General features: G+C 63.0%; 22 protein-coding genes and 1 pseudogene. 6 read left to right on the top strand and 17 right to left on the bottom strand.

The annotated features are described in order from the left end of the window. Positions 1-8 precede the first annotated feature (8 nt). The 17 genes and pseudogenes from AC0L3C_RS05930 to AC0L3C_RS06010 all read right to left on the bottom strand — a co-directional run bounded on the left by AC0L3C_RS05930 (position 9) and on the right by AC0L3C_RS06010 (position 12609). Positions 9-1766: a hypothetical protein gene (locus AC0L3C_RS05930; RefSeq protein ID WP_473407415.1), complete on the bottom strand. Its 1758-nt coding sequence runs from the start codon at positions 1764-1766 to the stop codon at positions 9-11. Positions 1767-1964: 198 nt separating this feature from the next. Beyond that, positions 1965-2186: a hypothetical protein gene (locus AC0L3C_RS05935; RefSeq protein WP_473407416.1), complete on the bottom strand. Its 222-nt coding sequence runs from the start codon at positions 2184-2186 to the stop codon at positions 1965-1967. 11 nt (positions 2187-2197) lie between these two features. After that, a complete protein-coding gene (locus tag AC0L3C_RS05940; RefSeq protein WP_473407417.1) occupies positions 2198-2398 on the bottom strand; it encodes a hypothetical protein in 201 nt (66 codons plus the stop codon). Further along, complete coding sequence (locus tag AC0L3C_RS05945; RefSeq protein WP_473407418.1) at positions 2395-2817, bottom strand: hypothetical protein; 423 nt, start codon at positions 2815-2817, stop codon at positions 2395-2397. Before AC0L3C_RS05945 ends, AC0L3C_RS05940 begins: the two co-directional genes overlap by 4 nt. A 68-nt stretch (positions 2818-2885) precedes the next feature. Next, a complete protein-coding gene (locus AC0L3C_RS05950) occupies positions 2886-3623 on the bottom strand; it encodes a hypothetical protein (RefSeq protein WP_473407419.1) in 738 nt (245 codons plus the stop codon). 11 nt (positions 3624-3634) lie between these two features. Further along, positions 3635-3808 carry a hypothetical protein gene (locus AC0L3C_RS05955; RefSeq protein WP_473407420.1) on the bottom strand — a complete coding sequence of 58 codons (174 nt, stop codon included), beginning with the start codon at positions 3806-3808 and terminating at the stop codon, positions 3635-3637. Beyond that, positions 3765-4196 (bottom strand): hypothetical protein, encoded by a 432-nt coding sequence (locus AC0L3C_RS05960; protein WP_473407421.1) that lies wholly within the window; start codon positions 4194-4196, stop codon positions 3765-3767. Before AC0L3C_RS05960 ends, AC0L3C_RS05955 begins: the two co-directional genes overlap by 44 nt. 706 nt (positions 4197-4902) lie before the next feature. Beyond that, complete coding sequence (locus AC0L3C_RS05965; RefSeq protein WP_473407422.1) at positions 4903-6132, bottom strand: AAA family ATPase; 1230 nt, start codon at positions 6130-6132, stop codon at positions 4903-4905. Beyond that, the gene (locus tag AC0L3C_RS05970; protein ID WP_473407423.1) at positions 6132-6668 is read right to left on the bottom strand and encodes a hypothetical protein; all 537 of its coding nucleotides are present in this window, start codon (positions 6666-6668) and stop codon (positions 6132-6134) included. Before AC0L3C_RS05970 ends, AC0L3C_RS05965 begins: the two co-directional genes overlap by 1 nt. After that, positions 6665-6943 (bottom strand): transcriptional coactivator p15/PC4 family protein, encoded by a 279-nt coding sequence (locus AC0L3C_RS05975; protein WP_473407424.1) that lies wholly within the window; start codon positions 6941-6943, stop codon positions 6665-6667. The genes AC0L3C_RS05970 and AC0L3C_RS05975 overlap by 4 nt, the downstream gene beginning before the upstream one ends. A 2-nt stretch (positions 6944-6945) precedes the next feature. Next, positions 6946-7188 carry a helix-turn-helix transcriptional regulator gene (locus tag AC0L3C_RS05980; RefSeq protein WP_473407425.1) on the bottom strand — a complete coding sequence of 81 codons (243 nt, stop codon included), beginning with the start codon at positions 7186-7188 and terminating at the stop codon, positions 6946-6948. Positions 7189-7287: 99 nt separating this feature from the next. After that, on the bottom strand, positions 7288-7815 hold the full coding sequence (locus AC0L3C_RS05985) for a hypothetical protein (RefSeq protein WP_473407426.1): 528 nt from the start codon (positions 7813-7815) through the stop codon (positions 7288-7290). 35 nt (positions 7816-7850) lie between these two features. Continuing rightward, positions 7851-9050, bottom strand: coding sequence for a tyrosine-type recombinase/integrase (locus AC0L3C_RS05990; protein ID WP_473407427.1), 1200 nt, complete (start codon positions 9048-9050; stop codon positions 7851-7853). Positions 9051-9210: 160 nt separating this feature from the next. Further along, a pseudogene (locus AC0L3C_RS05995) lies at positions 9211-10122 on the bottom strand (ComEC/Rec2 family competence protein); the annotation flags it as partial. Between the two features lie 95 nt (positions 10123-10217). After that, complete coding sequence (locus AC0L3C_RS06000) at positions 10218-10451, bottom strand: DUF2171 domain-containing protein (protein ID WP_007610829.1); 234 nt, start codon at positions 10449-10451, stop codon at positions 10218-10220. Between the two features lie 85 nt (positions 10452-10536). Beyond that, positions 10537-10923, bottom strand: coding sequence for a nuclear transport factor 2 family protein (locus AC0L3C_RS06005; RefSeq protein WP_473407428.1), 387 nt, complete (start codon positions 10921-10923; stop codon positions 10537-10539). 9 nt (positions 10924-10932) lie between these two features. Beyond that, positions 10933-12609: a glutamine--tRNA ligase/YqeY domain fusion protein gene (locus AC0L3C_RS06010; protein WP_473407429.1), complete on the bottom strand. Its 1677-nt coding sequence runs from the start codon at positions 12607-12609 to the stop codon at positions 10933-10935. A 156-nt stretch (positions 12610-12765) separates the two neighbouring features. Between AC0L3C_RS06010 and gltX the strand changes: the two genes are divergently transcribed. The 6 genes from gltX to AC0L3C_RS06040 all read left to right on the top strand — a co-directional run bounded on the left by gltX (position 12766) and on the right by AC0L3C_RS06040 (position 20151). Beyond that, the gene (gltX, locus tag AC0L3C_RS06015) at positions 12766-14193 is read left to right on the top strand and encodes a glutamate--tRNA ligase (RefSeq protein ID WP_473407430.1); all 1428 of its coding nucleotides are present in this window, start codon (positions 12766-12768) and stop codon (positions 14191-14193) included. Positions 14194-14376: 183 nt separating this feature from the next. Further along, on the top strand, positions 14377-15681 hold the full coding sequence (gltA, locus tag AC0L3C_RS06020; RefSeq protein ID WP_018458093.1) for a citrate synthase: 1305 nt from the start codon (positions 14377-14379) through the stop codon (positions 15679-15681). A gap of 177 nt (positions 15682-15858) precedes the next feature. After that, the gene (locus AC0L3C_RS06025; protein WP_473407547.1) at positions 15859-17037 is read left to right on the top strand and encodes an ROK family transcriptional regulator; all 1179 of its coding nucleotides are present in this window, start codon (positions 15859-15861) and stop codon (positions 17035-17037) included. 57 nt (positions 17038-17094) lie between these two features. Further along, a complete protein-coding gene (locus AC0L3C_RS06030; protein ID WP_473407431.1) occupies positions 17095-18381 on the top strand; it encodes an ABC transporter substrate-binding protein in 1287 nt (428 codons plus the stop codon). Further along, the gene (locus AC0L3C_RS06035) at positions 18378-19301 is read left to right on the top strand and encodes a carbohydrate ABC transporter permease (RefSeq protein WP_473259987.1); all 924 of its coding nucleotides are present in this window, start codon (positions 18378-18380) and stop codon (positions 19299-19301) included. Before AC0L3C_RS06030 ends, AC0L3C_RS06035 begins: the two co-directional genes overlap by 4 nt. Next, positions 19294-20151 (top strand): carbohydrate ABC transporter permease, encoded by an 858-nt coding sequence (locus AC0L3C_RS06040; protein ID WP_473282853.1) that lies wholly within the window; start codon positions 19294-19296, stop codon positions 20149-20151. Before AC0L3C_RS06035 ends, AC0L3C_RS06040 begins: the two co-directional genes overlap by 8 nt. The last annotated feature ends 8 nt before the right edge of the window (positions 20152-20159 follow it).

Raw genomic sequence — 20159 nt, forward strand, 5'->3', positions numbered from 1 at the left:
TCACTTCCTCAAAACACCGCGTCGGCGATGACGTTGACCGTCGTCAATACGCCGCCATTGTTGAGCGTGTTGGTGGCTCCATTCCGAGACACCATCGAGGCTTTGATCTGACTTGTGGCGCTGCCGGCGTTGCGCGTCACTAAATTCGTCACCGTGCTGCTGCCGGCGACGTTTTCGATGTAGGTCATGGCCCCGTTGCCGGCGGGGACATTGACTAGAATGCAGGTAACGACCTCTTCACAGTAGGTCTCGCGGATGACGTTCACTGCGCCAGTGTTGACGATCACTGCGGGTCCTGGCCATGTCGACGAGCCTGATGTGAATTGAGTGTCGCCATCGATCGTCTGGATCGCGTTCGGATAGTTCAACGACACGCCGAATGGCGTGACTTGATAGTTTGCAACGCAATACATGCTGGTGATGCGGAAAAAAGCGGTCCCACCCGATCCGGTCTCGGTATACACGCAGCCCCGGTAGATGGGGTAGATCGTGACTTCAAGAACCGCAACAGACTGTTGCTGGCAGTTAGTATACACCATTGCCACGGTGCCGCTGATCGTATGGTTCGCACCGAACAATGTGATGTGGCGAATGCTATTATAAAAGCACGAGAAGCGTGCGGTAGGGTCGCCAAGCGTAATGAAATTAACGGTGTTTACTTCCGTATCGCACTCTTTGAGTGTGGTGCCGACCTGACTCACGCCTCGGAGAACAACGCTCTCTGGAATCATCAAGCCACCACAGACATATGCGGTGCCTTGAGGAACGATGACCGTGTGACCGGAATATCCGCCCCCGTCGATTTGATAGTTGCCGTAGGCCGCAAAATTCATCGCGCTTTGGATGGAGGTCTTGTCGTTGGTGGCCGCCGCGTCGCCGGTGGCCACAACCCAATTGATCCTGGCGCCGAACTGGCGCGCGTTGATGTAGTTGCCCTGATCGACAACGTATTGAAAATGCGTACCCACGCTATCGGTGAAGCTCGCCAGCGGACTGGTCAGGCCCGTCACCGTGATCTTCGGCTGAGTCGTCGAGCAGGGCACGGCGGCAACCGGGCCGCTGTTCAGCGGGACGGTTACCTGGTCGCCGACATGGTAGGCGTTGCCCCCCGTGCCAGTGATGGTGAACGAGGTGAGGACTCCGCCGCTGATCACCGCAGTGCCGACGAGGCCAAAACCGTTGCCGCCGGTGACTTTATTTCCGTAGTACGTGCCGTTCGTACAGCCCGAGCCGGGCGTGCTGACCGAGACTGTGGAGACGAAGGAGTCGATGAAGGCCGCGGAGCCAACGTTCTTGAAGGTCGCGCCGCCGCCGTCGCCGGCAGTCGTATATCCGAGCGTCTTGACCGCCGACAGCGCCGACAAATCCGAGCCGATAGCGGCGGCTCGCGACGGGACCACGTATTGAGTGGCCGCGGTGGCGTTCACCGTGCAGTTGATCGCGCTGCCCGCACAAGTTCCAGACAGGGAAACACCGGCGCCGGCCACCACCTGTTGCGTCAGGAAGGTGTGCCAGGCCGCGTCGTCACCGAGATAGCGGCCGGTTGCAGCTGCCGGGGCCGGGACGCAGCCCTTTGTCGTGGTCGTGAAGAGGTTGCAGAGGTTGGCCGTGATGCTCGCGAACGGGATGGGCTGCGCCGGCCCGGCGCCGAACGCTGTCCGGCCGAGAACGGTGTTCTGCGGAACAGTCGGGAAGGTTTGAGCTGCAGCAATTGCCGGCAGCAGGACGAGCGCAAGAAGCGAAAGCTTCAGACGAAAAGCGGTCATGTCGACGAACCGAAAATTCAGCGATGCCGCTGACGACACCACTTCCGTTTCGGCCTTATCCTCGTCGGGGGGCCGCCTTCTCCTTTTTGCCTTGTCGCTTTCGCGGGGCGTATACGCTTCACGAAAATTAGCGGTGGTTCAGTCTCCCCAGGCGAACCACCAAGCCTGGATGAAGAGGGCTTCCGTGTCCTCTGGAGCTCACAATTTCAGGTCGACACCGGCGGCCGTGACCCACGGAGCCGTCTCGATGAAAAGACGAAAGGCATTGAGCGCGTTCAGCGCGTCCTTCTTGTTCCAGCCCGCGCCGTCGAGGATGCGAAGCTCGATGCCGGCGCCGGCGCTCGATGCCGTGCCCGTGGTGAAGTCGCTTTGTTTGAAACCGGTAAGGCCTCGGTTCAGTGCGATGAAGTGATCAGCCATGGTTTGCCCCCTCAGTTGATCGCTGCGATCGGCAGCGGACGAACGCGACGGCCGATGGGCATGAAGCCCTCGGGCATGCGCGCATGCAATTGAACTTCGCGCATCCAGTCTTGACTGGCGCGTGCCGCAACGTTCTGCTCGGGGCTGAGCTCGACCGTCACGGTCTGCTCTTGGTTCGTTTTCGGATCTACGATGTCGATCTGATAGATCATGCCGCTGACTCCACTTTGACGCCGTTCACGAGCACGGCGTTGATGATGCTCATCCGTTTCTTGGCCGCGAGGTCGCCGCCGAGATACGCTTTCACGAATTCCGCGCTGCCCATCAGTTCGCGCTTCAGGTTGGCAACGGCCTGATACTCCTGAGCGGAGACCTTCTCGCCGGAGATGAACTGCTTGGTGACGCCGTCGCCGATTGCCATTTCGCGGAACATCTCGACGGTGCTTGCCATCTGGCGCTGAACGGCGTTGCCGAGCTCAGGTGCTTTGCCGCCCATGATCGACGCCACGACGTCGTCAGCGGCACCGCCATCGACGATCGCCCCCGTGAGCGCTTTGAATTCCTTCACCGCGGCGGGATCTGAAGTCAGAAAGCGGTCGACCCATCCCTTGTCACCCGTCAGCGCATTCATCTGCGCTTGCGCGTCGGTCGCGGTTACCTGTGCGGCCGGCGGCGGTGCGGGCGTCTGGACCTGATCTGTCATGCTGCCTCCGAAATGTGAGATTTGAGCGCGTCAAACCGATCGCGCAGGAGTCCGACGAAGTACGCACCGGCGCGCCGGAAGGCGACAGACGCGGGTTCAATGCTGGGCTGGTCGTATGCCAGCGATGCGTGGGGTGCCCGTGCGCCGGGCAGAAAGGCGTTCGGCAGCCCATGCTTGAACATCTCCCCCGCCAGCATCGCGTCGATCGCGATCGGGTGCGCGATGCCGCCCACCATGAGGTCCAGCGTCTTGAAATCGATCGGGTGCGGGACGATGCCGATGGGAAGTTTTTGCTGCATCTCCTCGGCCAGCGTGCCGAGATTGACGCGCAGCTTCGCCGCCTTCTCAAGCAGATCGGACAACTCCACGCCGGCCCGAGTCCACTCCTCTGCGGTCGCGGCGAATTCGCGCAATTGCTGGTCGCGCGCAGCAGCCTGGATCACGATCTCGGCTTCGGCGTCCTGACGCAGCGCGAGCCGCAATGCGGCCTGCAGCTCGGCCACGGCAGTTCTGGCAGCCTCGATCTTGGATCGGTGCCCGGCCAGCTTGTCTGCCGCGCCAGGCTTCCGCTCGGCCGCATCGAGCGCAAACTCTGCGCCCTGCTCCTCAAGCTCGGCCAGCGCGCCCAAGGCGCAATCCAACTTTCCTTGGACCGCCGGCGCGCGCGCCGCCGATGCTTCGGATTGCGGAAGTGCGTGCCCTCCGGCCTCTTCGCCGGCCTTCCTGCGCAACATGGTCAAAATCCTCACGCTGCTTCGCTACGGTGCTGGTCGGGCGAGGCAGCGGCCGCCACAGCATCCTCCAACCGACAGCGAATCCAGTCGGAGACCGTGCGCCGCTCGCGGGCCGCCAGTTCCTTCATGCGCTCCTCCAGATCAGGCTTGATCCGCGCGCCGATCATTCTCGTGTTGTTTGCCATCGTTGGCCTCTGTTAGGTTCGTGCCGTCAACATTCGGCGTGATTTGCGGATCGCTAGCAACGCACCACAATGTTGCTTCCGAAGGTCGGGCCGGTGCGGCTGCCTTCCCATTTGTTGGCCGCCGCTTTCTGGGTTGCCAGCGCGCCCGCACGCGCTCGATCTGCTCCCGGTCCTCCATGATCACCGCGAACGCGATACGTAGCCCCAGGGCGTCCAGGAGAGCCTGGAGCGACATTTCGCCAAAGCCTCGCACCGGTGGGTCCGACAGCAGTTTGCTCACGTAGCCGCCCTGCAAGCCCGTGATGGCGTCAAGCGTCTCGTGACTAAGGTTGAGCTCGTCGCGCCGATCGCGGACGACCTGAAGCAGCTGCTCGCGTGATCCGATCAAGAGGGGCTTCATGTTTAGCAATGACCAACGAAGTTTTCGGAGAGAGCGGCGCCGAATTTTTCAGGAGCGACCGCGAAAGACAGCGAGGACATGAAATTGGGAATGAGAGCTCGTTCCTTCCCCCACCGGCACCCCCACCCCCTTCTTTCCTGGCAATTCATGGGGATCTGACCGACCATCGGCCGGCTGCCTTGCGCGCGCGTCTGCTTCCAAGAGTGTTGAAGTTCATGAGAGAGCGCGCGCGAAAACCCCTCGCCGCTCGACGCCACATGATTGAGACAAAGCGGACGGCCAAGGCGATTGAGCAAGGCAGTCAAGGCCTTGGCGAACAAGCGCGATGCGTCACGCAGGATCGGGAAGCACATGGGAAGCGCAGGGCGCGTTCCACAGCAACCGGGATAACGGTTATCCCGTCGGCCAGGCGGGCGCATAATGCACCGTCGGCCGGCGCTGATCTCGGCGTTACTTCGTACATGCCGACAACGAGCTACTTTCCGCCCTTCCCTTCCTTGAGCGGCCGGAACGCCTAGCCGCGCCCCAGCGGCGTTGGGCGCTTCCAACGCTCGGGGGGTATGGGGGGTTGGAGAACAGGCGTTGGCAGTACCGTTGGTACCCGTTGGTAGGGGTGTTGGCAGGATAGTTGGCAGGGGTGTTGGAAGCGTCGGAGGAGCGTTGGTAGGGGCGTTGGAAGCCGGGAAACTACGGGTCATGACGCCACCCGCTCGATGTGCTGGCGCCGCTTGCTGGGTGATCCGGTCTCGACCGTCTTGATCGCACCGCGGGCAAAGAGGCGCTCCATGGCGTTACGGAAGGCGTCGGCGGTGATGCCGGTGGCCTCGGGGTCGAGCACGAACTCAGCCGGCGCGCTGCCCTTGGCGGTCTTGGCGTGTACCGGGCGGCCCTGGGCGAGGCGCTTGTCGAGCAGGCGCAGGAATAGCTCCTCGATGTCGCGATCGACTGACGCGCGATAAGGCGAGCTCTCGCCGGCCATGGCAGTCGTGAAGGTCAGGCCGCCCCAGCGGAGCGTCACCTTCTCGCCCGACCGTCCGTAATTGCTCTTGGTGACGGCCAGCGTGCGCTGGTCCTGGTCGTCCTTGTCGGGGTCGGACAGGTGCAGCATCGAGCGCACCGAGTTTCGCCAGTCGACGCTGTTGGCGGTCCCGCTCCCGTCGGCCATGCCGCGGACGCTGGGATGGTCGAGCATCACGATGGCGACGTCGTTCTCCCGGGCGATCTTTCGGAGCATGGCGAGGAACGCGCGGACCTGCCGGCGCGCGATCGCCTCCCCGTCGAACACCGCGGCGATGCTGTCGATCACCACCAGGCGCGGGCGGCGATCGCGGATCCAGCCTTCCAGCCAGTCGAGCAGCGGCGCGCGGGTCAGACGGCCATCGCCGCCGGCGTGCACCAGCCACGTGCTCTCGAGGTCCGGGAAAAGCAGGTGCAGATCGGTCAGGCCGTGCGGGTCGATGCACCTATGCTTGGCGATGCGCTCGACACGGTCCCGAATGTTGTGCTCCGGCTCCTCGCAGGACAGGAACAGCGTCGGGCCGTTCTCAATCGTGCAGCCGAGCCAGTCGCCGAGGCCGGCGGCGGTGTGGACCAACAGCTGCGTGACGATCTCGGTTTTGCCTGATCCGCCGTTGCCGGCCAGGATTGTCAGGTCACCACATGGAATGCGGCCGCTCGCCAGCCAACGCTGTTGCTCTGCCTCAGTACCCTTCCACACTGCCGGCGTGATCGCGGCATAAGCGGGTGACTTCTGTTCAGCAGGCGCGGAAACGATCGACAGGCGGCCAGCCTCGGGTTCGCCGAATTGCTCAAAGCTATCAGCGGGCGGAAATTCGCGGCGCGGGTCTTCGTCATCGGCCTTGACCAGACCAAAGTCGACCATGAGTGTCCGCGCCATCGCGGCATTGGCTGGTGTGATGCCCATCAGGCTGCCTCAACAGATTTGAAAAGCGCCGGTGCGTCGTCGGAATGATTGAGCAGCCAATCTGCCAGCCGTTTCGGATCGCCGAGGCTCAGCACGAAGTGAAAGGCGTCAATTGTTGACTGAGCTGTCCGATACGACGGCTTGCTGGTAGCGGCGAGCCGCTGAACCGGCCGCATCTCGCCAGTCCACTTGTAGCGATCCCGCTCGTCGTCCAATTCCCACTGCATCACGAGTTGCGATGCATAGTCGGAAGGCAGCTCGGGCGCTGCATCGGCGAATTCGTCATTCACTTCCGCAGCCACGATGTCACGGAAGCGAGCAAAAGGCGCTGCGATGAGCCGCTGAACTTCGTCCTGGCCGAGCGTCGTGACTAGGCCCGATTGCTCGGCAAAATCTTGGAGCGGATCAATCGCGTCAGCAAGATGCTCGAACTGGTGCTCGTATTCGAGAAACGCGTGGATCAACGCGCGCGTTTCGAGCAGCCAGATTGCATCTGCCAGCGCTTCTCCATCGAGGATTTTCGCGGGCGGTTTCATTCGGTCTCGGCCCCGTCAAGGAGGCCGAGCTCCTGTGCTTTGGCGAGCGCCTTGTTGATCGCAGTTTGCAAATCCGACAAGCGCGTCACCTTCATGGTGATGCCTTTGGCTGTCGGATGGATTTTGCCTTCCTTGTCGTGGACGTGCTTTCTCAGATCAACGAGCGTGTGCCCCTTGAACGTTTGCAGCGTCGTGGTGATCACGTCCTTGCGGCGATTTGAAAAGAACCGGTCGACGACGACGGGCTCGAGCAGTTCGGGCTTGCGGGTGCCCATGATCAAGCCGCCGTTTCGATTGCGCGCGCACGCTGCCAGCGGCGATTTTCGCCGATGGTAACGCCTTTCCGGCGGGTCGAGAGTTTGACGAATACCGGCCCTTGCCCGCTGGCAATTAGACGCTGGCCGGTGCTGGCGCTGAAACCGTTGAGCTGACACCACTCCGCAAAGGTCAGCATGCGATAATCATCGATGCCGGCGTGATGCAGCACTGCTCGTTCGGTCACTTCGGGATAGGCGTTCACTGTCGAAACCTCCTGACAGAATTTGACTGTCAGGAGTGTTCGTCAGAGCGCCCCGATTCGGCTCGCACAAACCGGCAGAATTTTTGCTTGTGAATTGTACTAACCCGCAATGCTGCGCATCGCTTGCAGATGATCGTCACAGGCCCGCTTAAGGTCTCGATCTGCCTCGCCTGTCAGGACCTCATACAGAAGCCCGGCGATCGCGCGGTAAGTCGAATCTGGCGAGCCGCTTGTGATCTCCTGCTCCGAAAATCTAAACATCAATGAGTAGGCAATCCGCGCGCACCAAATTCGGATCTGATCAGCGACAGGCTGGTTTTCGTCGCCGGCCTGGCACATTTTGCTCACCTCATTGAGCGCAATCAAAAGCTGCTGCCTTGGGCTGTTGGTCGTGCTGCCGCTGCCCAGACGCAGCTTAAGTTCGGCCGACAGGCCCTCCGACCTAAGGGCCTTCTCCAGTCGATCGATCAATCCAACGATGGTCCGTGCTTGTTCGCGCGTTTTCCGGATTGCCTCTCGGTCAAGGTGCTCCGGAGTGGCGCGACGCAGAGCGCGGATTGTCGCGCAAACTTGATGGAAGCTCCGATCCTCCGCGCACAGTCCGAGAAGCGCACGCACTTCGATCAATATTTCGCGGTATCTGCGCTGTGGTCGCCGCCACTTCAAATTACAATCGCAAGCAGGTGCGCCTCCCACTTCTGAAGCGCGTCGGCGATCTCGGGGCCGTAGTCGTGGTGATCGTACACGCCGCCGATACCAGACTTGTGGCCAGCATGGTTCAGCACCAGCTCAGCCACGTGCGGCAGGACGCCAAGCTTGCCCATTCTGGTGCGGACAGTCCGACGGAGATCGTGCAGTCGCCAAGGCGCCAGAGCTTTGCCTTCGGCCGCGGTGATGCGCGCGCTGAGTGCGAGGGTGTTGTATGACCACGCGTTGAATCCGTTTGCGCCGCCTCCGAACACCGTATCGCGGCTGTTCCGCCGCCGGATCGATTGAAGGATCTCAAGCGCCGTCGGCATCAACGAGAGCTCGTGCGCTCGCTTCGCCTTCGTTCTCTCCCTTGGCAGCAAAAGCTTGCTGTCGGCGAGGTCGAGTTCATCCCACCGCAGACCGCCGATCTCGTCGCGACGACAGGCGGTCAGCAGCAGAAGCCGAACGATCTTCCCGAAATCGTCGTCGAGACAATTGCGCCAAATAATACGGATCTCGTCGTCGTTCAGAACGCGATCTCGAGGCTCCTTGCCGCGGATCGGATTCTCTGTCCCAATCACCGGGTTGGCCTTCGCTAGCCCTTGGCGCATGCACCAGGAGAAGAACGCCAGGAGCGCTCCCCTCGCCCGCGCGGCTGATGTCGGCCCATGGTCTCGCACCAGGGTGCGCAGAAGGCTTGCGATCTCCTCGAAGCTGACCTTGCTGACCGGCTTACGTTGGATGGGCTGGCAGTGCCGCCGCAGGTAGCGCTCCTCGGCGATGTAGGTGTTTGGCCTGACCCGGGGCTTTTGGGCCTCCAGGTACAGTTCCACGGCTTTCTCGAATGTCTGGGCGTCAGAGGCTTGGTCGACCCGGCGCTTCTCCTCCTCCGCGTCTGGGTCAATGCCGAGTTCAATCTGGGCGAAGCGCTTCCGGGCGATGCTGCGGGCGTCCTCCAGGGTGACCTTGCGGACGTCGCCAAGGCTTTTGCGGCGCTGCTCGATCCCGACGCGGTACTGGACCACGTACGACGCCTTGCCGGGCCGGACCCGTACCCCAAAGCTCGGCAGGTCCGGGTCCCACGCGATGTGGTCCGCCTTGCCTGCCGGCAGGCTGAGCCGGCGCACGTAGGTGTCGGTGAAGCGAACACGATCGTCGGAAATCTTGAGCATGGGAAGCAGTCCTTCCTTTTGGGAAGCACGGGGTGCGCGAACCAATGACCGATTGTGACCGCCGGTGAACGAAGCCGCCACGTGCTTCTTGGCCTAAGCCGTTGAAAACTGTGGATTTAGAAGCTTCGTGAATGCTTCTGACCGATGAGGCTATCTGTTAACCGGAGATCGAGAGCACGTGGCCGAGGCCGGAGATGAACATGGCGTCGTTGACCGGCGTGGTGATCGCATCGCGCCGCCCGGTGAGCAGCGCGGTCGCGATCGCCCTGTTGTCACCGTCGAGCGTCGCGCGGATGCGGGCATCGATCGCATCGCGCAGGCCTTGCATGAAGGCCGCGTAACGCAGCCGCAAGCCGCCGGTCTCAGGCGGCGGCGCCACCGTGATTGCGCCCATTGCAAAACCGGAGGCGCCGATGCCCTGGAAGAACATGTCACGCGAAAAATCGTAGCTGCCGGGTCGCACCGGCGCGAGCGGCGGCATCAGCCGCGCCTTCAGCTGAACGAAGCTACCGACCTCCGGTGCGGTGCCTTTGCGGACCGACAGGCGCACGCGCTCGAGCCTGACGTCGCTGCGTTGCGCCTCCATCGCGGTGACGCGCAGCACGAAACGATCTGTCCGCTCGCGGATGTCACGAGCCTCGACGAAGCCCGACAACGACACCGAATAGAGCGACTTTGCCAGCACCGGGTGGGCGATGCGCGCCGTCTTCCAGGTCGCGACGGCAAAGCCGGCCGCGACCGCTGCGATCATGATGGCCGGGGCGAACAGCCGGCTCCGCCGCAACAGAGCCGCGCCAAGCAAGAGCGCGCTGGCGGTCGTTGCAACGACCCACAGCACCGGCTCGTGATCGGCAGAGAAATAAAGCGCGATGCCGCAGCCAAACGCCACGGGCACCCACGGCAATAGCCGCCCAGCGCCAGCCTCGGCGCGTAGCCACGCGCGCAAGGTCTCGGCGAGCGATGTCCAGAGGTCGAGGCCTGCAGGCGCGAGGCCGCCCGCGGACGCGGCGCGGCCCGCGGGCCACGTCCCCGCGATCCCCTGCGACCGTAGCGGCCGGCCCGGCTCCGCCATTCTCTGCACTCGGTGATACGCAACGAAGTCAGAAGCTACCGGAACGTGCAGGCGGGCGGATAGCGGTACGGATCAGGAACGAAAGGGCGCGATCGCTACTTTTCCTCTTCCATCGTCACGGCCACGTCCGCCTTGGCCGAGAGCCGGACCTTGTTGCCCTCGATATCGGCGACGAGGCCCTTGTCGATGAAGTGATGATGCCCCTTGTGGCTGCCCTCGCCGCTGTCCTTCTTGGTCAGTTTGATGCGATTGCCTTCGACCTTGTCGACTGTGCCGATATGGACGCCGTCGGCGCCGATGACTTCCATATGTTCTGCGATGTTCTGCATGGTGGGTTCCTTGTTGGGCCCACCCCAACGCGCGAGGTGCATGTTCGTTCTCTCACGAGAACGACGATGCCGTGTGCCCCACGGGTCAGATCAGCGGCGCCTGCGACGAGGCGTGGTGATTGACGATCTTCCAGTCGCCGTCCTCGCGAATGATGACCCAGCTCATCTTGACCGAGAAACCGGGGCGTTCGCCGGCGAGATCGAACGAGATGGTCGCGGCCATATTGATCAGATCAGGACCTGCCTGCGCCGCCTTCACCTCGGAAAACAACGCGCTCGGCTGACGCCAGCGCGGCAGGCCGTTGAAATAGTCTGCGACGCCATCCCTGCCCCGGTAGAGCTTCGGGTTGGAGCCGAAGAAGAACGTATTTTTCCCATAAAGCGACGACAGCGCGGCCGCATCGAGCGTGGCGAAGCCGGCGCACCATTTCGCGATAATGGCGGAAACGATCGCGTCGGCTTCGTCGCTCATTGTGGTCCCTCAGCCTTTCGCAACTTCCTTCGCGAAGGTGTCGCGCAGACCGATGGTGCGCGAAAATACCGGCTTGCCGGGCGTCGAGTCCTTGTCGCGCACGAAATAGCCCTGGCGCTCGAACTGCATCGGCTCGGTCGAATTGCTCTCGGCGACCGATGCTTCGATCCGGGCGTCAGCGAGAATTTCCAGCGACTGCGGATTGAGGTCGGCCGCGAAGTTCGAGGCGTCCGGGCTCGGATTGGCAAATAGCTGGTTGTAGACGCGGATTTCCGCAGGCACGGATGTTGCCGCCGACAGCCAGTGCATTGTCGCCTTGACCTTGCGGCCATCGGGCGCGTTGCCGCCCTTGGTCGCGGGATCGTAGGTGCAACGCAGCTCCACCACTTCGCCGGCATCGTTCTTGATTACGCCGGTGCACTTGACGAAATAGGCATAGCGCAGCCGCACCTCGTTGCCCGGCGACAGACGGAAGAATTTTTTCGGCGGGTTCTCCATGAAGTCGTCCTGCTCGATATAGAGCTCGCGGCCGAACGTGATCTTCCGGGTGCCGGCCGAGGGATCGTCCGGATGGTTGATCGCCTCGAGCTCCTCGGTCTGCCCTTCCGGATAGTTCTCGATCACGACCTTGAGTGGCTTCAGCACCGCCATCCGCCGCTGCGACGTGCGGTTCAGCTCCTCACGGATGCAGAACTCGAGCATGCCGACGTCGACAACGCTGTTGGCCTTCGCCACGCCGATGCGCTTGACGAATTCGCGAAGGGCGGCCGGCGGCACGCCGCGGCGGCGCATCCCCGCCATGGTCGGCATGCGCGGATCGTCCCAACCCGCGACATGGCCCTCGCGGACGAGCTGGGTCAGCACGCGCTTGGACAGCAAGGTGTAGGTCAGGTTCAGCCGCGCGAATTCGTACTGGTGCGGCTTTGACGGCACCGGCAGCTTCTCGATGAACCAGTCATAGAGCGGCCGGTGGTCCTCGAACTCCAGCGTGCAGATCGAGTGCGTGATGCCTTCGATGGCGTCCGACTGGCCGTGGGCATAATCGTAGCTCGGATAGATGCTCCACTTGGTCCCGGTGCGCGGATGGTGCGCATGCAGGATGCGGTACAGCACGGGGTCGCGCAGATTGATGTTCCCCGCACCCATGTCGATCTTGGCCCGCAGCACGCGCGCGCCGTTCGGGAATTCGCCCGCCTTCATGCGTCGGAAGAGATCGAGATTTTCATCCACGCTGCGATCGCGGAACGGCGAGTTCTTGCCGGGCTCGGTCAGCGTGCCGCGCGAGGCGCGGATCTCCTCCTGGGTCTGGTCGTCGACATAGGCGAGCCCGTCGCGGATCAGCTGCTCCGCCCATTCGTAGAGGCGGTCGAAATAGTCCGAGGCGAAGAACAGGTTCTTGCCCCAGTCGAAGCCGAGCCAGCGCACGTCGGCCTGGATGGAATCGATATATTCCTGCTCTTCCTTCACCGGGTTGGTGTCGTCGAAGCGCAAATGGCAGCGGCCCGGAAACTCCTGGGCGATGCCGAAATTGAGCGCGATCGACTTGGCGTGGCCGATATGCAGGTAACCGTTCGGCTCCGGCGGGAACCGGGTCACGATCTCCTTGTATTTGGCCTGCTCGAGGTCGGCCTGGATGATGTCACGAATGAAATCGCGCCCAACCTCGTTCGCCACCGGTTCTGTCATTACGAAAATCCTGTAGGGAAATCAGCGGCCCTTCTGCCAAATTCGGGACGCTGAGCCAAGGGCTTAAGCAAGGCCTTAAGCCGTCCGCTGCCGGGCTTTAGTTATGTACCGGTCCTGTTATATACCACCGCCTCCAATGCATAGGCCTTGCCAAGAATGACCTCTCCCGTCGTCACCCGCTTCGCTCCCTCGCCGACCGGCTTCCTCCATATCGGGGGCGCGCGCACGGCCCTGTTCAACTGGCTCTACGCGAAGAAGCACGGCGGCAAGATGCTGCTCCGGATCGAGGACACCGACCGGGACCGCTCCACCGAGGCCGCGATCGGCGCCATCCTCGACGGCCTGAAATGGCTGGAGCTCGGCTGGGATGGCGACGTCATCTACCAGTTCAGCCGCGCCGCCCGCCACCGCGAGGTCGCCGAGCAGCTGCTCGCCGACGGCAAGGCCTATCGCTGCTACGCCACCGCCGAGGAGCTGACCGCGATGCGCGAGAAGGCGCGCGCAGAGGGGCGTACCCGCCTCTATGACGGTCTGTGGCGCGACCGCGATCCGGCGACGGCCCCAGCCGACGTGAAGCCCACCATCCGGCTCCGCGCGCCGCAGACCGGCGAGACCGTGATCGACGATCAGGTCCAGGGCCGCGTGGTCTGGCAGAACGAGAATCTCGACGACCTCGTCCTGCTGCGCGGCGATGGCAACCCGACCTACATGCTCGCAGTGGTGGTCGACGACCACGACATGGGCGTCACCCATGTCATCCGCGGCGACGACCATTTGATCAACGCGGCCCGCCAAAAGCAGATCTACGACGCGATGGGATGGACGCTGCCGAGCATGTCCCACATCCCCCTGATCCATGGCCCGGACGGTTCGAAGCTCTCCAAGAGGCACGGCGCGCTCGGCGTCGATGCCTACCGCGCCATGGGATACCTCCCGTCCGCGCTCCGCAACTATCTCGTCCGGCTCGGCTGGAGCCATGGCGACCAGGAAATCTTCTCGACGGAGGAGATGATCGCGGCGTTCGACCTCGCCAGCGTCGGCCGCGCAGCTGCGCGCTTCGATTTCGCCAAGCTGGAAAACCTCAACGGCCACTACATCCGCAATGCCGACGATCAATCACTCGTGAAGATGTTCGAGGACGTGCTCGACCACGTCGTGCCCAGCCGTGACGAGCTTAAGGCCAAGTTAAACGACACCACGCGCGCGCAGCTCCTGAAGGCCATGCCGGCCCTGAAGGAGCGCGCCAAGACGCTGATCGAGCTGATCGACGGCGCCTATTTCATCTTCGCCGACCGGCCGCTGGAGCTCGATCCGAAGGCGGCAGCGCTGCTGACGCCTGAGAACCGCAAGCTGATCGGCCAGCTTCATTCCGCGCTGGAGAAAGTCGAGGCTTGGAGCGCGGCCAATGCGGAAGCCGCGCTGCGCGCCTTTGCCGAGGAAAATAGCCTCAAGCTCGGCGCGGTCGCCCAGCCGCTGCGGGCGGCGCTGACCGGCCGGACGACGTCGCCCGGCATATTCGAGGTTTTGGACGTTCTGGGACGCCAGGAAAGCCTGGGCCGGCTTAAAGATCAGGCCAAGGACTAGGCCAAGAACCGGGGCCGAGAACCAGGCTACGACGTAAGTCGACCATGCGTGGCGCCATCTTGCAGCGCACACAGCAATAATATACCCATCTCACCCGTACCTTCTGGAACATCCGGCCTGCCCCGCGATATCTCATCGGGGCCTCCGGGTCCGGCCCGTTTCACCATACATCGGGGACCTCTGATGGACGCAAAACCAAGCAATAAGACCGCCACACTGACGGTCGGAAACAAGAATTTCGATCTTCCGATCCACAGCGGCAGCGTCGGGCCCGACGTCATCGATATCGGCAAGCTCTACGGCCAGTCCGGCCTGTTCACCTACGACCCGGGCTTCACCTCGACCGCGAGCTGCCAGTCCAAGATCACCTATATCGACGGTGACGCGGGCGTGCTGGAATACCGCGGCTATCCGATCGAGCAGCTCGCCGAGAACGGCGACTTCCTCGAGACCTGCTATCTGCTGCTGTTCGGGGAGCTTCCGACCGCCGCCCAGAAGAAGGATTTCGACGACCGCGTGATCCATCACACGATGGTGCACGAGCAAATGGCCCGCTTCTTCCAGGGCTTCCGCCGCGACGCCCATCCGATGGCGATCATGGTGGCGGCTGTCGGCGCGCTCGCCGCGTTCTATCACGACTCGACCGACATCAACGATCCGAAGCAGCGCATGATCGCCTCCATGCGCATGATCGCCAAGATCCCGACGCTGGCTGCGATGGCCTACAAGTACACGGTCGGCCAGCCCTTCGTGTATCCGAAAAACTCGCTGAAGTTCGCCGAGAACTTCCTGCACATGTGCTTCGCCGTGCCGTGCGAGGACTACAAGATCAACCCGGTGCTGGCTGACGCGCTGGACAAGATCTTCATCCTGCACGCCGACCACGAGCAGAATGCCTCGACCTCGACGGTGCGTATCGCCGGCTCCTCCGGGGCCAACCCGTTCGCCTGCATCGCCGCCGGCATCGCCTGCCTGTGGGGCCCGGCGCATGGCGGCGCCAACGAAGCAGCGCTGGCGATGCTCGCCGAGATCGGCTCGGTCGACAAGATCCCCGAGTTCATCGCCAAGGTGAAGGACAAGAATTCTGAAGTCCGCCTGATGGGCTTCGGTCACCGCGTCTACAAGAACTACGATCCGCGCGCCAAGATCATGCAGAAGATGTGTCACGCCGTGCTCAAGGAGACCGGCCATGGCGACGATCCGATGCTGAAGGTGGCGCTCGAGCTCGAGAAGATCGCGCTCAGCGACCAGTACTTCATCGACCGCAAGCTCTACCCGAACGTCGACTTCTATTCGGGCATCACGCTGAAGGCGATGGGCTTCCCGGTCTCGATGTTCACCGTGCTGTTCGCGGTCGCCCGCACCGTCGGCTGGATCAGCCAGTGGAGCGAGATGATCGAGGATCCGCAGCAGAAGATCGGCCGGCCGCGCCAGCTCTACACCGGCGTCACCCGCCGCGACTACGTCGCGATCAACAACCGGAAGTAAGGTCGAGCCATCACGGCTTTCGAAGCGGCGCCATCTCCGGATGGCGCCGTTTTTATTTTGCGCCGACACAATCTTGCTGCCGCGCACAACAACAAGTCGGCGCAATGCGTCGGCCGACGCTTGACGTCGAAACGCTTCGCGCGCAAATTCTTACACTAAGTAAGAATGACGACAGGGATGGAAATGCCGGAGCAGCCGAGAAGTCGGCGGCAGACGCGTGCTGCCATTTTGACTCATCTGCTTCAGTCAGGCGGGTCGTTTCGCCCGCCGCTGGCCAAGGCCGTGCGCCTGTCGGAAGCGAGCCTATCGCGCATCCTGTTCGACCTGAAGGCCGAAGGCCTGATCGAAGAGGTGCGGCGCCCTGCCCCTTATGTCGGTGGCCCGACCGGCCTCGTGTCGCTCGATGGGGCGGTGGCGCTCGCGGCTTTCGAGCTGACCACCCAGCGGCTCAGCGTCGGCATCGGGGGCCTGTCGGGTGAACTGCACGACATCGGGCACGTGCCGCTGCCGGCCGCGCCGACCGCCGCGACGGTCGGCCGGGCGTTTCGCGAGGCCATGACATTGCTGCGCGACTGGACGCGGCACCGGCGCATCCCCCTCGCGCAGATCGGCGTCTCCATTCCGGGCCTCGGCCGGCTGGGCGCGTCAGGCAATCCGATCATTCCCTGCGACATCGGGCGTATCAGCGAGATGTTCGGCGGGACGTTTGCCGGCGTGCCGGTCGAGTTCACCAATTCGGTCGTCGCGCACGCCATCTTTCACCGTTGCCGCACGGAGAACTATCCATTCAGCGGCGCGCATCTGTTCGTCTTCGTCGGCCAGGGCGTCGCGGGCACCTGGATGGATGATCCGATCGAGGACGATGCCCTCCAGCCGGTCGAACTCGGCCACATGGTGTTCGGAGCCGACGGACCAATTTGCCGCTGTGGTCATCATGGCTGCGTCGAAGCCTATACGTCGCTTCCCGCCCTCGCCGGACTTCTTGGCGTCGCCGAAGCGGAGTTGCTTCAACTCGGCAGCGAATGGGTAACCGCAATACCGCTCTCGTCGCGCGTGCCGCAGGAATTGCGCCGGCGGCTGTTCCGGCTGGGGCTTGCGATCGGCAACACGCTGAACGTGAAGCCATGCAAGGGCGTCGCGATCAGCGGCTGGCCATCGCTTCTCGCCGAGGACGATCGCAACGCGCTCGTCGAGGGGATCGACGCCTGCCTGTTGGGCGGCCGCAAGCACGCGCAAGTGTCGCTCGCTTTCGTGCCGCCGTCGCATGGCAACGATCCGCGGGCGGCGCTGGCATTCGCGGCTTTCTGCCTCGCTTGCCGCGGCGGCATGCCGGCCGCATCAATCGAGGCCGCCTGAGATACCTGATGCCGCGCGGCTCTCGCGCGAAAGAGTTCACACCGGGAGGAACTTGCCATGCCGATCACGACAACAAGGCGCCAACTGCTCGCCGGATCTGCCGCCGCGCTCGGGCTGCCGGCATTTGCCCGCGCGCAAGGCGCGATCAAGCCGCGTCTGACTGCGATCTCGCAATGGTCCGCAGGCAGCGATGGCGCCGCCATCACGGCCCTCGGCAAGAAATTCGAGGAGAAGGGCGGGGTTTGGCAGCATTCGCCCGTCCCCGGCTTCACCACCGAGATGATGAACAAGCTGCGTGCCCAGATCATGGCCGGCGATCCACCGGCCTGCTCGCAGCTCAAGGGCCCCGAGATCGCGGCCTGGTCGAAGATTGCCCCAACCGTCGATCTCGATGCCGTCGTCGCTGCCGCAGGCTATGAAAAGGTTGTCGCGCCAGACCTTGCAAAATTGCACAAGCCGGGGGGCAAGTGGATTGCGCTGCCGTTGCAGATCTACAGCACCAACATGCTGTTTCTCTCCAAACGCGCGATGGACAAGGCCAAGGCCGACAAGGTCCCCGTCACATGGGCTGAGTTCAACGACCTCGCCGAAAAGATGAAAGCAGGCGGCGTCCCCTATCCTATCGCCAACGGTGGCACCCGCCCGGACGACGGCCAAAAATTCGAGGCCGCTTTGGCAGGCATCAGTCCCACTGCATACCGCGCAGCCATCATGAACCTCGACAAGAAGGCCCTGGAGGGCCCCGAGATAAAAGCCGCCTTCGTCCAGGTGCGCAAGATCGCCGACTGGATGGACCCCAATGTCGGCGCCCAGCACTTTTCAACCAACCTGAAGCGCTTCGTCGACGGCGACATGGGCATGATGATCATGGGCGGGTGGGCGCAGGGCGTTTTGCGCAACGCCGGCTTCAAGTTCGAGGACTTCATGATCGCTCCGGGCCCGAGCGACAATAGCAAGCCGGTCTTCCTGTTGAATGCCGATGCCTTCATATTCTGGCAGCGCAAGGAGGCCGACCTGCAAGCCGGCCAGACGCTGATGGCCCAGCTCGTGATGGATCCAGCGATCCAGACCATGTATTCGCAGATCACGGGATCGATCCCCGTGCGCACCGATGTCGATCTGTCGGGCGAAGGCTGGTCGGACGGTCAACGGCGGACGGCAGCAGCCCTGAAAGACGCGATCGCCAGCAATCAGGCCGTCCTCAGCCTCGCGCACAACATGGCGCAGGAAAACGGCATGACCGCAGCGATGATCGACGTGATCACGGAGTACGTGAAGAACAAGACGATCAAGCCCGAGCAAGCGGCCATACGCCTCGCCGAGGCCGTCGAGAGCTCACGTTGACGATCGCCGTCTCGACAACACCGGGCCGGCCGGCGGCCTTTGACTGGGTGCGCCGGCTGCCCGAATATTTGACGATCTGGGTGCCGCTGCTGCTGTCCGCCGCGCACCTCATTGCGTTTACGCTCTGGACGATCTGGATATCGTTCACACCGTCCACACTGGTCCCGGTCTCGGGCTGGGTCGGCTTGCGCAACTATTCTTCGGTTGCAGCATCGCGGAATTGGCAGATTGCCCTGGACAATCTGCTGCTGTTTGGCTGTGCCTTCGTGTTGCTGAGTCTGGCGGCTGGCCTCATCCTTGCGATCCTGCTCGATCAGCGCATACGCGGCGAGAACCTGCTGCGGTCTATCTTCCTCTACCCTCTGGCGGTGTCGTTCGTGGTCACCGGCACGGTCTGGAGTTGGCTGCTCAATCCTGGCCTCGGGATCCAGAAGCTGGTCCGCGATCTCGGCTGGACCTCGTTCCGGTTCGACTGGCTGATCGATCGCGACATGGCCATTTGGACCATTGTCATTGCTGCGATCTGGCAGTCCTCCGGTTTTGCCATGGCGCTGTTCCTCGCCGGCCTCCGCTCCGTCGACGCCGACCTGATCAAGGCCGCGCAGATCGACGGCGCCGGACCGATCCGAATGTACCGGCGGGTCATCCTGCCGACCCTTTGGCCGATCACCATCACCGTCATCGTCATCCAGCTGCAGTTCGCGATTTCGACCTTCGACCTCGTCCGCGCGCTCACCAATGGTGGGCCCGGGATCGCCACCCAGCTGCCGGCTCTCGTCGTCTACGACCTGATGTTCCAGCGCAGCCTGCTCGGACGGGGAGCGGCGGCGGCAGTGCTCATGTTGCTCATTCTTCTCGCGGTTTTGCTGCCCTATGCAGCGTGGCGTTACGTCCAGCGGCGGCGGGCGATCCATGCGTGAGCGAACCATCGCACCAGGCCGGATACTGATCTATCTCGTGGTGTCGCTGGTCGCTGCAGCGTGGCTCGCGCCACTGGCTGTTGTCGTGCTGAATTCGCTCCGTACCAATGAGGAGATCGCACAGGCCTCGATGATCGGCTGGCCGAAGCAATGGGCATGGAGCAACTACGCCGCCGCCTGGAGCGGCTTCTGCGTCGCCGAGACCTGCGCCGGCATCCGGCCGTACATGCTGAACTCCGCGCTCGTCACGATTCCCGCGACGATCTTCTCGACTCTGCTGGGTGCTGTCGCCGGTTACGCCGTATCGCTCTGGCGTTTTCGCGGCGATAGCTGGATCTACGGCATCGTGACCCTTGGCCTCTTCCTTCCCCAGCAGATGCGCTTGCTTCCCTGGACCATCGTGTTGCGCGACACGGGCCTGATGAACACGCTAACTGGCCTGGTCGTGATCCACACGATCCAGGGACTCTCCTTTACCGTCTTGTTCTGCCGAAACTACTACACTGCCATCCCGCAGGATTTGATAAGAGCTGCGCGCATCGATGGCGCAGGGTTCTTTCGTATTTTCTGGCGCATCATCCTGCCACTCTCGCCGCCCATTCTGGTCGTCACCGTGATCTGGCAGTTCACGCATATCTGGAACGAGTTTCTCTACGGCGTGACATTCACGACCGGTCAGCAGCAGCCGGTCACCGCCGCACTGATCGCGCTATCGGCCGCCGTTGCCGACATCCCGCAGCATGGCGTGCAAAGCGCGGCGGTGATGATCGCCGCCTTGCCAACCCTGCTGATCTATCTGATCGGTGGCAAGTATTTCGTACGCGGCCTCACCGCCGGGGCCGTGAAATGATCGGATTG

Source organism: Bradyrhizobium sp. WSM4872 (assembly GCF_055811715.1).

Excerpts from the sequence above, each read along its gene's own strand:
- AC0L3C_RS05930 (WP_473407415.1), bottom strand. The coding sequence starts at position 1,766 with ATGACCGCTTTTCGTCTGAAGCTTTCGCTTCTTGCGCTCGTCCTGCTG.
- AC0L3C_RS05935 (WP_473407416.1), bottom strand. The coding sequence starts at position 2,186 with ATGGCTGATCACTTCATCGCACTGAACCGAGGCCTTACCGGTTTCAAA.
- AC0L3C_RS05940 (WP_473407417.1), bottom strand. The coding sequence starts at position 2,398 with ATGATCTATCAGATCGACATCGTAGATCCGAAAACGAACCAAGAGCAG.
- AC0L3C_RS05945 (WP_473407418.1), bottom strand. The coding sequence starts at position 2,817 with ATGAATGCGCTGACGGGTGACAAGGGATGGGTCGACCGCTTTCTGACT.
- AC0L3C_RS05950 (WP_473407419.1), bottom strand. The coding sequence starts at position 3,623 with ATGTTGCGCAGGAAGGCCGGCGAAGAGGCCGGAGGGCACGCACTTCCG.
- AC0L3C_RS05955 (WP_473407420.1), bottom strand. The coding sequence starts at position 3,808 with ATGGCAAACAACACGAGAATGATCGGCGCGCGGATCAAGCCTGATCTG.
- AC0L3C_RS05965 (WP_473407422.1), bottom strand. The coding sequence starts at position 6,132 with ATGGGCATCACACCAGCCAATGCCGCGATGGCGCGGACACTCATGGTC.
- AC0L3C_RS05970 (WP_473407423.1), bottom strand. The coding sequence starts at position 6,668 with ATGAAACCGCCCGCGAAAATCCTCGATGGAGAAGCGCTGGCAGATGCA.
- AC0L3C_RS05975 (WP_473407424.1), bottom strand. The coding sequence starts at position 6,943 with ATGGGCACCCGCAAGCCCGAACTGCTCGAGCCCGTCGTCGTCGACCGG.
- AC0L3C_RS05990 (WP_473407427.1), bottom strand. The coding sequence starts at position 9,050 with ATGCTCAAGATTTCCGACGATCGTGTTCGCTTCACCGACACCTACGTG.
- AC0L3C_RS06000 (WP_007610829.1), bottom strand. The coding sequence starts at position 10,451 with ATGCAGAACATCGCAGAACATATGGAAGTCATCGGCGCCGACGGCGTC.
- AC0L3C_RS06005 (WP_473407428.1), bottom strand. The coding sequence starts at position 10,923 with ATGAGCGACGAAGCCGACGCGATCGTTTCCGCCATTATCGCGAAATGG.
- AC0L3C_RS06010 (WP_473407429.1), bottom strand. The coding sequence starts at position 12,609 with ATGACAGAACCGGTGGCGAACGAGGTTGGGCGCGATTTCATTCGTGAC.
- gltX (WP_473407430.1), top strand. The coding sequence starts at position 12,766 with ATGACCTCTCCCGTCGTCACCCGCTTCGCTCCCTCGCCGACCGGCTTC.
- gltA (WP_018458093.1), top strand. The coding sequence starts at position 14,377 with ATGGACGCAAAACCAAGCAATAAGACCGCCACACTGACGGTCGGAAAC.
- AC0L3C_RS06025 (WP_473407547.1), top strand. The coding sequence starts at position 15,859 with ATGGAAATGCCGGAGCAGCCGAGAAGTCGGCGGCAGACGCGTGCTGCC.
- AC0L3C_RS06030 (WP_473407431.1), top strand. The coding sequence starts at position 17,095 with ATGCCGATCACGACAACAAGGCGCCAACTGCTCGCCGGATCTGCCGCC.
- AC0L3C_RS06040 (WP_473282853.1), top strand. The coding sequence starts at position 19,294 with ATGCGTGAGCGAACCATCGCACCAGGCCGGATACTGATCTATCTCGTG.